12 protein-coding genes are annotated in these 13,411 nt (G+C 63.6%); 10 read left to right on the forward strand and 2 right to left on the reverse strand.

All coding sequences use genetic code 11. From position 1 onward, the window contains the following. Positions 1-95 precede the first annotated feature (95 nt). The 6 genes from FG486_RS15595 to FG486_RS15620 all read left to right on the forward strand — a co-directional run bounded on the left by FG486_RS15595 (position 96) and on the right by FG486_RS15620 (position 5,895). The gene (locus FG486_RS15595; protein ID WP_181268214.1) at positions 96-1,523 is read left to right on the forward strand and encodes an aldehyde dehydrogenase family protein; all 1,428 of its coding nucleotides are present in this window, start codon (positions 96-98) and stop codon (positions 1,521-1,523) included. A gap of 251 nt (positions 1,524-1,774) precedes the next feature. Continuing rightward, positions 1,775-2,947 carry an acetyl-CoA C-acetyltransferase gene (locus FG486_RS15600; protein WP_137775382.1) on the forward strand — a complete coding sequence of 391 codons (1,173 nt, stop codon included), beginning with the start codon at positions 1,775-1,777 and terminating at the stop codon, positions 2,945-2,947. A 164-nt stretch (positions 2,948-3,111) separates the two neighbouring features. Beyond that, complete coding sequence (locus tag FG486_RS15605) at positions 3,112-3,894, forward strand: SDR family NAD(P)-dependent oxidoreductase (RefSeq protein WP_060979657.1); 783 nt, start codon at positions 3,112-3,114, stop codon at positions 3,892-3,894. Positions 3,895-3,950: 56 nt separating this feature from the next. Continuing rightward, complete coding sequence (locus tag FG486_RS15610) at positions 3,951-4,817, forward strand: crotonase/enoyl-CoA hydratase family protein (protein WP_181268215.1); 867 nt, start codon at positions 3,951-3,953, stop codon at positions 4,815-4,817. Then, complete coding sequence (locus FG486_RS15615; RefSeq protein WP_060979655.1) at positions 4,810-5,445, forward strand: TetR family transcriptional regulator; 636 nt, start codon at positions 4,810-4,812, stop codon at positions 5,443-5,445. The genes FG486_RS15610 and FG486_RS15615 overlap by 8 nt, the downstream gene beginning before the upstream one ends. A 99-nt stretch (positions 5,446-5,544) precedes the next feature. After that, positions 5,545-5,895 carry a hypothetical protein gene (locus tag FG486_RS15620; RefSeq protein WP_066275385.1) on the forward strand — a complete coding sequence of 117 codons (351 nt, stop codon included), beginning with the start codon at positions 5,545-5,547 and terminating at the stop codon, positions 5,893-5,895. A 176-nt stretch (positions 5,896-6,071) separates the two neighbouring features. Here the strand turns inward: FG486_RS15620 and FG486_RS15625 are convergent, their stop codons facing one another. Continuing rightward, a complete protein-coding gene (locus FG486_RS15625; RefSeq protein ID WP_066275439.1) occupies positions 6,072-6,494 on the reverse strand; it encodes a DUF2147 domain-containing protein in 423 nt (140 codons plus the stop codon). Between the two features lie 101 nt (positions 6,495-6,595). Between FG486_RS15625 and FG486_RS15630 the strand changes: the two genes are divergently transcribed. From FG486_RS15630 to FG486_RS15640, 3 genes are all read left to right on the forward strand, one after another. Beyond that, positions 6,596-7,801: a parallel beta-helix domain-containing protein gene (locus FG486_RS15630; RefSeq protein ID WP_181268216.1), complete on the forward strand. Its 1,206-nt coding sequence runs from the start codon at positions 6,596-6,598 to the stop codon at positions 7,799-7,801. Continuing rightward, positions 7,798-8,823 carry an SO2930 family diheme c-type cytochrome gene (locus FG486_RS15635; protein WP_181268217.1) on the forward strand — a complete coding sequence of 342 codons (1,026 nt, stop codon included), beginning with the start codon at positions 7,798-7,800 and terminating at the stop codon, positions 8,821-8,823. The genes FG486_RS15630 and FG486_RS15635 overlap by 4 nt, the downstream gene beginning before the upstream one ends. 64 nt (positions 8,824-8,887) lie before the next feature. Then, entirely contained in the window at positions 8,888-9,760 is an 873-nt protein-coding gene (locus FG486_RS15640; RefSeq protein ID WP_181268218.1) for an S-methyl-5'-thioadenosine phosphorylase, read from the forward strand. Between the two features lie 9 nt (positions 9,761-9,769). Here FG486_RS15640 and FG486_RS15645 read toward each other — a convergent pair whose 3' ends face one another. Beyond that, positions 9,770-10,621: an oxygenase MpaB family protein gene (locus tag FG486_RS15645; RefSeq protein WP_181268413.1), complete on the reverse strand. Its 852-nt coding sequence runs from the start codon at positions 10,619-10,621 to the stop codon at positions 9,770-9,772. Between the two features lie 136 nt (positions 10,622-10,757). Between FG486_RS15645 and FG486_RS15650 the strand changes: the two genes are divergently transcribed. Beyond that, a complete protein-coding gene (locus FG486_RS15650) occupies positions 10,758-13,382 on the forward strand; it encodes an EAL domain-containing protein (protein ID WP_181268219.1) in 2,625 nt (874 codons plus the stop codon). Positions 13,383-13,411: the final 29 nt, after the last annotated feature.

Raw genomic sequence — 13,411 nt, forward strand, 5'->3', positions numbered from 1 at the left:
CGGCGGGCACCCGGTATAGCGTGCGCGCCGGACTTATATGACAACAGCCCGGATCGTTCGATACTGGGACGGCATCACAGGAAAGGAATGTTCCGATGGTTCAGCAGTACAGCGTCCTCATCAACGGCAAGCTGGAAAAGCCCGGCAAGTGGATCGATGTCGTCAATCCCGCCAACGAGCAGGTGATCGCCCAGGTTCCCGATTGCGGACAGGAAGAGCTGGACCGCGCCGTCGCGGCTGCGCGCGCTGCCTTCAAGACCTGGAAGAATGTGCCGATCGAAGAGCGCCGCGCGGTGATCCAGAAGATCTCCGCCGCGATCAAGGCCAATGCCGATGAGCTTATGCGGCTGCTGACCAGCGAGCAGGGCAAGCCGCACGCGCAGGCAGCGGGCGAAATTCATGGCGCCGCGGCCATGGCGGCGGCGCAATCGACGCTTAGCCTGGAAGACGAGATCAACGAGGACAGCGACACGCGCCTGTCGCGCACCCGCCGCGTGCCCGTGGGTGTCGTCGGCGGTATCGTGCCGTGGAACTTCCCGGTGATGATGGCGGTGCAGAAGATCGTTCCCGCGCTGCTTTCGGGCTGCACCATGGTGCTCAAGCCCTCGCCCTTCACCCCGCTGGCCACGCTGCGCATCGTCGAGCTGATCGCCGATGAAGTGCCGGCGGGTGTGCTCAACGTCATCACCGGCGGCGACGATCTCGGCCCGCTGATCACCTCGCATCCCGATATCGACAAGATCACCTTCACTGGATCGACCGCGACCGGCAAGCGCGTGATGGAATCGGCATCGAAGGACTTGAAGCGCATCACGCTCGAGCTCGGCGGCAACGACGCCTCGATCGTGTTGCCCGATGCCGATGTGAAGAAGGTGGCCGAACAGCTGTTCTGGTCGAGCTTCACCAATGCCGGGCAAATCTGCGTCGCGGCCAAGCGCATCTATATCCACGAGGACATTTATGACGAGCTGTCCGCCGCGATCGCCGAATACGCCAAGGGCGTGAAGGTGGGCGACGGTGCCGAGCAGGGCACTGCCGTCGGCCCGATCCAGAACAAGAAACAGTATGAGCGCGTGCTCGACCTGATCCAGGACGCCAAGGACAATGGCTACAAGTTCCTGGTGGGCGGCGATCACGATCCATCGATCCCCGGCTATTATGTGCCGATCACCATTCTGGACAATCCGCCCGAAGACGCGCGCATCGTCGCTGAGGAACAGTTCGGTCCGGTAATGCCGCTGATGAAATTCTCAACGGTCGAGGAAGCGATCCAGCGCGCCAATGCGTCGGATTACGGCCTGGCAGGCGCGGTGTGGACCGGCAACCCGGAAGAGGGCGTGAAGGTCGCCGAGCAGCTCGAGACCGGCACGGTCTGGGTGAACGAATATCTGCACCTCTCGCCCTTCGCGCCATTCGCGGGCCACAAGCAGTCGGGCTTCGGTGCCGAATATGGCAAGGAAGGTCTGCTCGAATTCACCTATCCGCAGGTGATCACGGTGAAGCGCGAGAAGGCGGTGGCGTAACCCGCGCCGGGCTTTGAGATCGGCAACGGAGCTGCTTGCTCGTCATTCCCGCGAACGCGGGAATCCCGCTTCGGCATCGGTCTTCAGGTGTAGCGGGACCCCCGCTTGCGCGGGGGTGACGAGGAAGGCGGCGGCATTCCGGTGCTCTTTCCGTTGACGTAAGCCCCAACGCGGTTTAACCGTGCGATTAAATCCATCGCGGAGTCGGCGCGTCTGATCGTCGCCTCGCGCATTCTGCAAGGAGAGGCCCTATGGCTCATGCATATATCGTAGATGCGGTTCGCACCGCTGGTGGCCGTCGCGGCGGCCGTCTCGCCGGCGTCCACCCGGTCGATCTGGGCGCAGCGGTGTTTGACGCAATCGCGGCGCGCAACGATTTCGATCCCAAGGCGATCGATGACGTCATTACCGGCTGCGTGATGCAGGGCGGCGAGCAGACGATGGATCTGGGCCGCAACGCCATTCTCGCCTCGAAGCTGCCTGACAGCATTCCTGCCGTCACCATCGATCGCCAGTGCGGTTCTTCGCAGCAGTCGATGCAGTTCGCTGCGCAGGCGGTGATGAGCGGCACGCAGGACATCGTGCTGGCGAGCGGCATCGAGAGCATGACCCGCGTGCCGATGGGCTCGACCGCCGTGCTTTACATGAAGGCGGGCATGGGCAACTACAAGTCGGCGCGGCTCGAGGAAGCGTTTCCCGGCGTGATGTTCAGCCAGTTCGATGGCGCCGAAATGATCGTCAAGAAGCACGGCCAGACCAAGGAAGCGCTCGACGCCTATTCGCTCGAGAGCCACCGCCGCGCGGCAGCCGCGACCCAGGCGGGCGCGTTCGACAACGAGATCGTTCCGGTCGAGATCGAGACGCCCGAGGGCAAGGAATGGCACAAGGTCGATGAAGGCATCCGTTTCGATGCCACGCTCGAGGGCATTGCCGGCGTGAAGCCGATCTCCGAAACCGGCGTGCTGTCGGCGGCCAATGCCAGCCAGATCTGCGACGGCGCATCGGCGGTGCTGATCGTGTCCGAACAGGCGCTCAAGGACCATGGCCTGACCCCGCGTGCGCGCATCCACCACGTGTCGGTGACCGCCGGCGACCCGGTGATCATGCTCGAAGAACCGCTGTTCGCGACCGAACGCGCGCTGAAGCGCGCTGGTATGAAGATCGACGATATCGATCTGTATGAAGTCAACGAGGCTTTCGCGCCGGTGCCGCTGGCCTGGATGTCCTATCTTGGTGCCAGCCATGACCGCCTTAACGTCCATGGCGGCGCGATCGCGCTCGGCCACCCGCTCGGCGCTTCGGGCACCAAGCTGATGGCGACATTGCTCAACGCGCTCGAGAAGCGGGGCGGCAAATACGGCCTGCAGACGATGTGCGAGGGCGGCGGCCAGGCCAACGTCACGATCATCGAACGGCTGAGCTGACATCCAAACTCCTCCCCAGCAAGGGGAGGGGCTCGCCATAGGCGAGACGGAGGGGGGGCACATTCGCGCAAGCGAGGCACCCCTCCACCACTTCCTGGTCCCCCTTCCTCTGAGGGGGGGGTTCCTCGAACTCCACATTTCTCATCTCTCAAACGGGGTTAAACATGAAACTCGATTCCTCCATTTCCGCCGTCGTTACCGGCGGCGCTTCGGGCCTGGGTGCCGCGACGGCGCGTGCGCTGGCCGCCAAGGGCGTCAAGGTCGCCATTTTTGACCTGCAGGAAGAAAAGGGCACTGCACTCGCCAACGAGATCGGCGGCGTGTTCTGCGAAGTGAACGTGACCGACGATGCCAGCGTCGACGCCGGTTTTGCCAAGGCGCGCGCCGCGATCGGCCAGGAGCGCATCCTGGTGAACTGCGCAGGCACCGGTAACGCAATCAAGACCGCCAGCCGCTCGAAGGAAGACGGCAGCATCAAGCACTTCCCGCTCGATGCGTTCAACTGGATCGTCCAGATCAACCTGGTCGGCACCTTCCGCTGCATCGCCAAGTCGGCCGCAGGCATGATGACGCTCGACCCGCTGCCCGATGGCGATCGCGGCGCGATCGTCAACACCGCCTCGGTCGCTGCCGAGGACGGCCAGATCGGCCAGGCAGCCTATTCGGCATCGAAGGGCGGTGTCGTCGGCATGACGCTTCCTATCGCGCGCGACCTTTCGAGCGAGGCGATCCGCGTGAACACCATCCTGCCGGGCATTTTCAATACCCCACTGCTCGCTGCCGCGCCGCAGCCGGTCAAAGACGCGCTGGGCGCATCGGTTCCGTTCCCCAAGCGCCTCGGCGATCCCGAAGAATATGCGCAGCTCGCGCTGACCATGATCGAGTGCGGCTATTTCAACGGTGAGGATGTCCGCCTCGACGGTGGCATCCGCATGGCACCGCGCTGATCGATACCGGCCCCGCCCTGCGAACGGGCGGGGCATTTCTGCTCCGGGAGGCTGGCATGGACTATAGTACGATCCGCTACGATGTGGCCGATGGCATCGCGACGATCACACTCAGCCGCCCGGAAAAGATGAATGCCTTCACCAACCGGATGATGGCCGAGATGATCGACGCGTTTGACGCGATCGATGCCGACGATGCCATCCGCGCGGTCATCGTGACCGGCGAGGGCAGGGCTTTCTGTGCGGGCGCAGACCTGACCCCCGATGGTGGCGGCGGCCCGTTCTCCAGCGACGATCCGGTTACCGATCTGTCCGTTGCGCGCGTCCGCGACGGTGGCGGGCTGCTGACGCTGCGCATCTTCCAGTGCAAGAAGCCGGTGATCGGCGCGATCAATGGCGCGGCGGTCGGTATCGGGGTGACCATGCAGTTGCCGATGGACATGCGGCTGGCCTCGACCAGCGCGCGCTTCGGCTTCGTGTTCGCGCGGCGCGGTATCGTGCCCGAGGCGGCTTCGTCATGGTTCCTGCCGCGCCTGGTCGGCCAGCAGCAGGCGCTCGAATGGTGCATGACGGGGCGTGTTTTCGGTGCTGATGAGGCGCTTGCAGGCGGCCTGGTGCGCTCTGTGCATTCGCCCGAGGAGCTCATGCCCGCTGCGATCGCGCTCGCGCGCGAGATCATCGACAATACAGCGCCGGTTTCAGTCGCGCTGACCCGGGCGATGCTGTGGCGCATCCCGTCCGCGCCGCACCCGATGCATGCGCACCGTGTCGACAGCCGTGCCATCTACACCCGCTCGCGGTCGGGCGATGCCGCAGAAGGCATTTCCAGCTTCCTGGAAAAGCGGGTGGCCAACTATCCCGACCGGGTTGCATCGGACATGCCGGAATTCTATCCATGGTGGGATGAACCCGGATATGAATAACGCTGCGCCCGAGAGTGAACTCAATGCGCGCGACCAACTGATCGAAGCCGCCAGCCAGATCATGCGCGATGGCGATCAGGTCGATCTGTCGCTGAGCGAACTGTCGCTGCGATCCGGTCTGAACAGCGCGCTGGTCAAATATTATTTCGGAAACAAGCAGGGGCTGATGCTGGCGCTGCTGGAGCGCGATATGCGCAATATCGTCAACAGCCTCGACGCACTGCTCGCCAAGGACCTGCCGCCGGACGAGAAGCTGCGCGTGCATATCCGCGCGGTTATCGGCACCTATTTCCGCTTCCCCTATCTCAACCGGCTGCTGATGCGGATGGTGCGCGACGCCGCGCCAGAGGTATCGCGCAAGATCGCCGACGATTATCTCGTCCCGATTTCCAACGCCTATGAACGGCTGATCGAGGAAGGCGTGCAGAAGGGGCTTTTCCGCCCCATCGATGCAGGGCTGTTCTACTTCACCGTCACCGGAGCGGCCGATCGCTTCTTCTCTGCCCGGCTCGTGCTGCATCATTGCTTCGGTCAGTCGGAGATGACCGAGCAGATGCGCGACGACTATGCCGACCATACTCTGGATATCATCATGCCCGGCCTGTTGGTGAACCCAGGCAGCGCTTGACACCGGTTAACCGTAACGCCGGGACGAGCCGTTAGTTACATACGTTCGAATTACGGTAATAAACTTACAACTCTGAGCAATTTTCCTTAGAGCGGGGGAATGACCAATTCCGCCGCCCGATTCCCGAGTCACGCTGCCGACGCCACCGATTCTGCGCGGGGCGTTTCGCGCGCCGTTTCTGCAATCGATGAGCAGGCGTTCGTCGAGGCCAGCGAGAAGCTCGCCAGGGCCTTGGATCACGCCGCAGCCGGACGCACGCATTCGGACATTGCCGAGGCGCGGCTGCGCCTGCGCGAACTGGCGGTAAAGCTGCGCGATGCGGGCTATTGGCGCACCGACAAGCATGGCCTGCGCGCCACAGTGTCGCTGCTGTGGCAGGCTGACCGCTATGTCAGCGAACTGGCGCTGAAACAGGACCAGGCGGGTGGGGGCTCAACACCCCGGACATGAATTCGAGTTCTTCAGGCCTGCCGGGTCGCAAACGGAAGCAGGTATGGAGTGGCGGGCCGGTAGCGGCTTTGAGGCAAGCACTGCGCCGGTCCGCCAACAATGTACCCGATTTGAATGTTACTGTTTAATGACAGTCATGATGCCAGAATGTAACCTGACAAAACCCGCGTGATACCTTATTTCGCTGCGGTCCATGTCTGCGCCTGGCAGAACATCGCGATGCACCCCTCCACGCTCAACGTTCCATTCTTTCCAGCCGTCACGATCGACCTGTAGGTCTTGCCGCTTTCGGGATCGTAGATCTTGCCGCGCCACTTCTTGCCGTCGGGAACGAACCCGCTGAGAATCGGCAGGCCGACCAGCTTGCGCTTGCGCAAGGCCGGATCGGGGTTGTTCACGTCGGTCGATACGCCGTTCTTGGGCTGCTCGATGAACCGCGTCAGACGTCCGCACATATTCTGTCCGCACGGGGCGATAGTGACCACGGCGCGCTTGCCCTTGGTGTACCATTGACCCTGGATGGATTCGGATGCCTGTGCAGGGACAGCCATGAGGGACAGAGATGTCCCCAAAATTGCGGCGATTGCCGACCAGCGCATATTGTTCTCCATCCAGCTTGTGATTAGCCTGTCCGCCAATCCCGCGATAGCCGGGACGCCAGCCAGGCACTTGGCGAGGCATAACGCGGGGAGAGACGGTGATGAAGCGGATTTTTGCGGGATTTGCATCGGTATTGGCCCTGACCGCGGCGGCGCCGATCCTGGCCAAAGACCTTGCTGTCGCACCTGGCCCTGGCGCGCAGGAACGGCTTCAGGAAGCGCTGATCCTGGCTCAACCCGGCGATGTCGTGATGCTGGGCGAAGGGCGGTTCGATCTCACCGACGGCCTTTCGCTCGATGTCGCCGGTGTCACCGTCAAGGGTGCAGGCCCCGACAAATCGGTGCTCAGCTTCAAGGGGCAACTGGCGGCGGGCGAGGGGCTGTTGGTCACATCGGACAATGTGGTGCTGCGCGATTTCGCGGTCGAGGACAGCCGTGGCGATGCGATCAAGTCCAAGGGCGCGGACAATATCGTCTATCACAATATCCGCGTCGAATGGACCGGCGGGCCGAAGGAGACCAACGGCGCCTATGGCATCTACCCGGTCGAATCCGAAAATGTGCTGATCGATTCGGTTCTGGTCATCGGTGCGTCGGATGCCGGCATCTATGTCGGCCAGTCGCGCAACATCATCGTGCGCGATTCGATCGCCCGGTTCAATGTCGCCGGAATCGAGATCGAGAACAGCTTCAACGCAGATGTCCATGACAATGTCGCGACCAAGAATACCGGCGGCATCCTGGTGTTCGATCTTCCCAATCTGCCCCAGCAAGGCGGACACAATGTCCGCGTATTCGACAATGTCGTGGTCGAGAACGACACCCCCAATTTCGCGCCCAAGGGCAATATCGTCGCCAGCGTACCCGCCGGCACCGGCGTGATGGTGATGGCCAATCGCGACATCGAGATTTTCGACAACGTGTTCGACGGCAACGGATCGTCGAACATCATGATCATCGGCTATCGGCAGAAATTCGACGACGCCAAGTATCAGCCGATGGTCCGCAATGTACGCATCAGCGACAATGCGCATGGCAAGACCGGATTTGCGCCGCAGTTTGCAGGCGGCGAGATGCTGGCAGCGGCCTTTGGCGGCAGCGTTCCGCCGATCATCTGGGATGGCGTGGGCGGGGTCGAAGCCAGGGTTTATTCGAGCGACGATGTGCCGGTGCTCAACCTGGGCATGACCAAGTCGGATCAACCCATCGAGACAGCGCAGCCAGCGCTCGCCAAGCTCGCGGGTGACGCTGCGCCGACGCTGCCGAAGATCGTCATGCCCGACGCCATGGAAGCGGCCATCCGGTGAAACGCTGGCAGGGCCTGGCTGGCGTCCTTGCTGCGGCGTTGCTGGTAAGCGCACTGCCGGCACCAGCGGTCATCAACGATTCCGCGATCACCGAGGCGGCGCTGCCGCGCAAACTGTCGGAGTTCGGATTTTTCGCAGGGCCCGGCGCGACCGATCCGGCCCCCGCGCTGGTGGCCTATAGCCTGCGTACCCCTCTCTTTTCCGATTATGCCGAAAAGCAGCGCTTCGTTTACGTGCCCCAGGGCGCGCGCGTGGCGGCCGATGCCGAGGGGCGGCTCACCTTCCCGGTGGGCAGCGCGCTGATCAAGACCTTCGGCTATGGCAGCGGCGCGGCCTTTCGACCGATCGAAACCCGCGTCCTGCTTCGCAGGGCAAGCGGGTGGGAGGCCTTGCCCTATGTCTGGAACGCCGATCTGAGCGATGCCGATCTCAAAGTCGCGGGCACACGGCTCCCGGTGACCGTGACCCGTCCGGATGGCAAGCGCAGCGAGATCAGCTATGCGGTGCCGAACAAGAACCAGTGCAAGGAATGCCATTCTTCAGCTGGCGCCGTGGTGCCCATCGGCCCGATCGCGGCGAACCTGGACATCGCACCGGCCAGGGTGGCTGCCTTTCGCAAGCGCATCGACTGGGCCGCAGCACCGATCGCCGCCAGCGGACCGATCTGGAACGACGCTTCTACCGGTACGCTCGATCAGCGCGCGCGCGCCTATCTGATGGTCAATTGCGCGCATTGTCACAACCCCACGGGATCCGCGAGCAATTCGGGACTGTTCCTCAACTATGGTGCAGCGGCGGATCGCACTGCCACGGGCCTGTACAAGCGTCCGGTCGCTGCCGGGCGCGGCAGCGGTGGGCGTGAATTCGCCATTGCGCCGGGCCAGCCCGACCAGTCGATCATGATCCATCGCATGGGTTCGACCGAGCCCGGCGTCGCCATGCCCGAGGTCGGCCGATCGATGGTGCACGAAGAGGGCGTTGCGCTCATCCGTGAATGGATTTCGTCGCTGCGTTCGGAATAGCCTTTGCGCGTCGCTCCGGCTGGTCTAGCAGACGGTCGAACCGGCGTTACAGGGGCAGAAGGCAATGAGCGAATGGACCATCGGCGTGATCGGCGGATCGGGCCTTTATGCGATTGACGGGCTCGAGGATGCGCAGTCGATCCGCGTCGACAGCCCGTTTGGCGAGGCATCGGACGATATCGTCATCGGCACGCTCAACGGCCATAAGTTCGTGTTCCTGCCGCGTCACGGCAAGGGGCATCGCCTGAGCCCGAGCGATGTCAACGCGCGCGCCAATATCGACGTGCTCAAGCGCGCAGGCTGCACCGACATCCTGGCAATTTCCGCCATCGGCTCGCTGCGCGAGGAGCTGCCGCCGGGCCAGTTCGTGCTGGTCGATCAGTTCATCGACCGCACCGTGCACCGGCCCAGCAGCTTTTTCGGGACCGGCATGGTCGCGCATGTCTCGATGGCAGAGCCCGTCTGCCCCCGGCTGTCGGCACTGGCCGCCGATGCTGCGCGAGCGGCGGGTGCGCCAGTGCACCAGGGCGGAACCTATCTGGCGATGGAGGGCCCGCAATTCTCGAGCCGGGCCGAGAGCCATCTGTACCGCGCCTGGGGCTGCGACGTTATCGGCATGACCGCAATGCCCGAGGCCAAGCTCGCGCGCGAGGCCGAGCTTCCCTATGCGTTGGTCGGCATGGTTACCGACTATGACTGCTGGCGCGAAGGCGAGGATCATGTCGAGGTCGGCGCGATCATTGCCCAGATGAACGCCAACTCGGCGAGAGCGCGTCAGCTGGTGATCGAACTGGCGAAGATGCTGCCCGAACGACGTGAGCCCAGCCCGATCGACACCTGTCTCGATTTTGCGCTGATCACTGCACCAGAGGCGCGCGATCCGGCCCTGCTCGCCCGGCTCGATGCGGTGGCGGGACGCGCGCTCAGGCCGCGCTGACAGCAGGGATCAACGGGCCGGACGCACCGTGCGTCCCGGCGCCAGCGCCCAGCGGGTGATCGCCGCGATACCCGTCGTCCCGCCGCGAACCGCGATCCGCGCAGGCAGCGAGATCGAAAGCCCGTGCATGCTGCGCGCCCAGCGCGGCAGCAGGTCGACGCCGGCTTGCATCGTCATGTGATGGAACGGCGCAAGCTGCGGCGATGATGGCGGCTGATTGAGCAGCAGATCCGCAATCTCGCGCGTCCGCTCGTCGAAGCGCAGCCGGGGCCGCGCTTTCGCTATCAGGCGCTGCGCCTCGCGATACCTATAGGGCACAGGGTCCGCCCCCAGCAGCCGTCCGATCTGCGCCATTTCGGCAAGATAGCGATCGCGTTCGGCCAAGGTCATGTGCGGTTTGCGATAGCGGATATAGGCATCGAGAAAGCAGAGGCTTTCGGTCACATGCACCCAGGCCAGCGACTGCGGATCATTGGCCTCATAGGGCGTGCCATCGGGCAGGGTGCCGCGCACATGGTCATGAATGCGGCGGATGCGCGCGATCTCGCCCAGAGCTTGTGCGCGGTCGCCATAGGTGGTGCGCGCGAGGAAGGCGGCGGTGCGACGCAACCGCCCGCGCATGTCCTGTCGAAACACCGAATGGTCCCACACGCCCGCCAGCACCGCCGGATCGAGCATCTGCATCAGCAGCGAGGCGATACCGCCAATCATCATCGAGGTGACATCGCCATGCACCTGCCAGCTGACCGAGTGCGGGCCGAACAGGCCGGTATCCTCGCGCGAGATCTCGATCGTCTGTCCACCGGGTTCCGCAAAGATGCGGCGGATTTCGCTTCCGATGGAATCGCGCAAGCCTGGCATGCCGACAATATGGGGGATGCGACGGGTTTTGCCAATCATGACCGCCTATCGTCTCATGCTGTCATAGCCGTTGATTTTACACGACTTGCCGGACGGCGATCTCCTCGTGGTAACGCTTTGCTAATCGCGCTTCTTTATGCATTGGCTGATGTTTGGACAGAAGCAATCAGAACTGGCAACGGGAGACGCGCCAGCACCTGCTGTGCTGTCTGCAAGATCGCTGCTGGCGATCTGCGCGCTCTGGCCCGTGGTCATGGGTGTTCGCACCGTAGCGATGCTGCTGACGGCGGCGGCAACAGGATTTTCGGTCGCCAGCCTCAACCTGCCATTCGTGCTTGCAGCCGCCTTGTCGATCCTTATCGACTTGGCGATCTTTCTGCCCGGACGCAGCGATGCCATTCGCAAGATCCTCGGAGACAGCTTCCCGCCGATGCTGTCGGCGATCGTCTGCGTGTCGACGGTCTGCTTCTCGTTTGCCGTCGTCAGCCTTGTGGCGCACGGCCAGGAAGCCGGTGTCCTGATCGGCATGATGGCGCTGTTGGGCGCGCTGCTTCCGACCTTGGCGGTCATGGTGCCGCATCGCATGCTGATGTTCTTTGCATGCATGTCGACCGGGCTTGGCGTGCTGCTTGCCGCCTGGGATCTGCGCTTTGCGGTGGGGACGCTGGTCTTCTTGCCGGCGATGCTGCTGATCGCACTGATCCGCGGCAAGGACGATCGCGACGAAGAGGCGGCGCTCGACCAACAGAAACTGAACAACGAACGCGCGCGCTGCCTGCTCTCCGATTACGAGAAATCCGGTCGTGGCTGGTTCTGGGAAACCGACCGGCAGGGCCGCATCGTCTATATCAGCGCCGAAGCCGTCACCGCGATCGAGGCTGACCCCGCGACGATCATCGGCCAGCCCTTGAGCTCGGTCATCTGTTCGCCAGGTGCCGACGGCGGCGGCAGCGAACGGACGTTCAATTTCCATTTCTCCGCCCGCACGGCGTTCAGCGATCTTGCCGTACGCGTCGCGCAGTCGGAAGAGGAGCGCGCCTGGTCGCTTTCCGGCGCACCGTTCTACAACGAATTTGGCCAGTTTGTCGGCTTTCGCGGCCATGGCACCGACCTTACCGAGGTGAAGCGCTCGCACGAGGCGGTCACGCAGCTTGCGCGCTACGACAATCTCACCGGGCTCGCCAATCGCCTGTATATCAAGGAGCTGTTCGAAAAGGCGCTGTCCGGGCATCGCGGCGAGCCCAGCCCGTGCTCGCTGTTCCTGCTCGACCTCGACCGTTTCAAGCAAGTCAACGACACGCTCGGCCATCCGATCGGCGATGCGCTGCTCAAGCAGGTGTCCGAGCGGCTGAAGCGCACCATCGGTGACAGCGGCGAGGTCGGCCGTCTGGGCGGCGACGAGTTCCAGGTCGTGCTGCCCGGGATCATCAGCGAGGACCGGCTGGCCGATATCGCGCGATCGGTGATCATCAATCTCAGCCATCCCTATATGGTCGAGGGCAACCAGATCGTGATCGGGGCCTCGGTGGGTATTGCCATTGCCGATGGCCGCACCCATTCGGGTGCCGAGACGCTGATCCGCAACGCCGACCTTGCGCTCTATTCGGCCAAGGAAAACGGGCGCGGCATCTGGAAATTCTACAGCGAGGACATGCACAAGGTGGCACATGAGCGGCGCGCGCTCGAAGGCGAGCTGCGCGCTGCCCTGCAGGCCGGGGGCATGAGCATCGCCTATCAGCCCGTGGTCAACGTTGCGACCGAGACGATCAGCGGGTTCGAAGCGCTAGCCCGCTGGAACCACCCTGTACGCGGACCGATCAGCCCCGGCGCGTTCGTGCCGATCGCCGAGGAATCGGGTCTGATCATGCAGCTGGGCGAATGGGTGCTGCGCACCGCTTGTGCCGATGCAGCCACCTGGCCCCGCTCGGTGCGGATCGCGGTCAACGTATCGCCGATGCAGTTTGCCGATCCTGCCTTCCCCTCGATCGTGCTCAATGCGCTGGCGCAGAGCGGGCTCGAGCCCGAAAGGCTAGAGCTGGAAATTACCGAGAGCGTGTTCCTGGACGATAAGCTCGATGCGACGCGCATCTTCGAGCGGTTGAAAGGCATCGGCGTGCGCCTGGCGCTGGACGATTTCGGCACCGGCTATTCCGCGCTCGGCTATCTGCGCAGCGCGCCATTCGACAAGATCAAGATCGACCAGAGCTTCGTCCGCGGTGCCTCGCAATCGGGCAGCGCCAACAGCGCGATCATCCGCTCGATCGTCTCGCTCGCCGAGGCGCTCAACATGGAAACCACCGCAGAGGGTGCCGAAACGATCGACGAGCTCGAACTCATCCGCTCGCTGGGGTGCAGCCATGTGCAGGGCTATATCTACGGCAAACCGGTCGGGCTTGCCGAAGCCACGCAGCGGCTCGCCGGCGTCGAGAATCATGTCGAGCCGGTCGGTCACAAGCGCAGCCGCGAGACCCGCTACAAGGTGCTGCGCACGATCGGCATCTATCACGATGGCTATTGCTACCCCGCGCGGATCAAGAACATCTCGCCTGGTGGCGCGCTGATCGAGGGATTGTGGGACGTGCCGCCCGGTACCGAGTTCGAGATCGCGCTGGGTGCGAATTTGAAGGTGCGCGCAGTGGCGCGCTGGTCGGTCGAAGACCGCTGCGGCCTGCAGTTCACCGTCCCGATCAGCCTGGAACGTTTCCGGCAGTCCAGCCCGCCGCAGATCGCGACCGGCTATCCCGAGCAGATGCGCGCATGAGGCGGTGACAGGCCGCTGGGCTGACGTTA

The sequence above is a fragment of the Blastomonas ursincola genome, from assembly GCF_013607875.1.
GTDB classification, from domain to species: Bacteria; Pseudomonadota; Alphaproteobacteria; order Sphingomonadales; family Sphingomonadaceae; genus Blastomonas; species Blastomonas ursincola.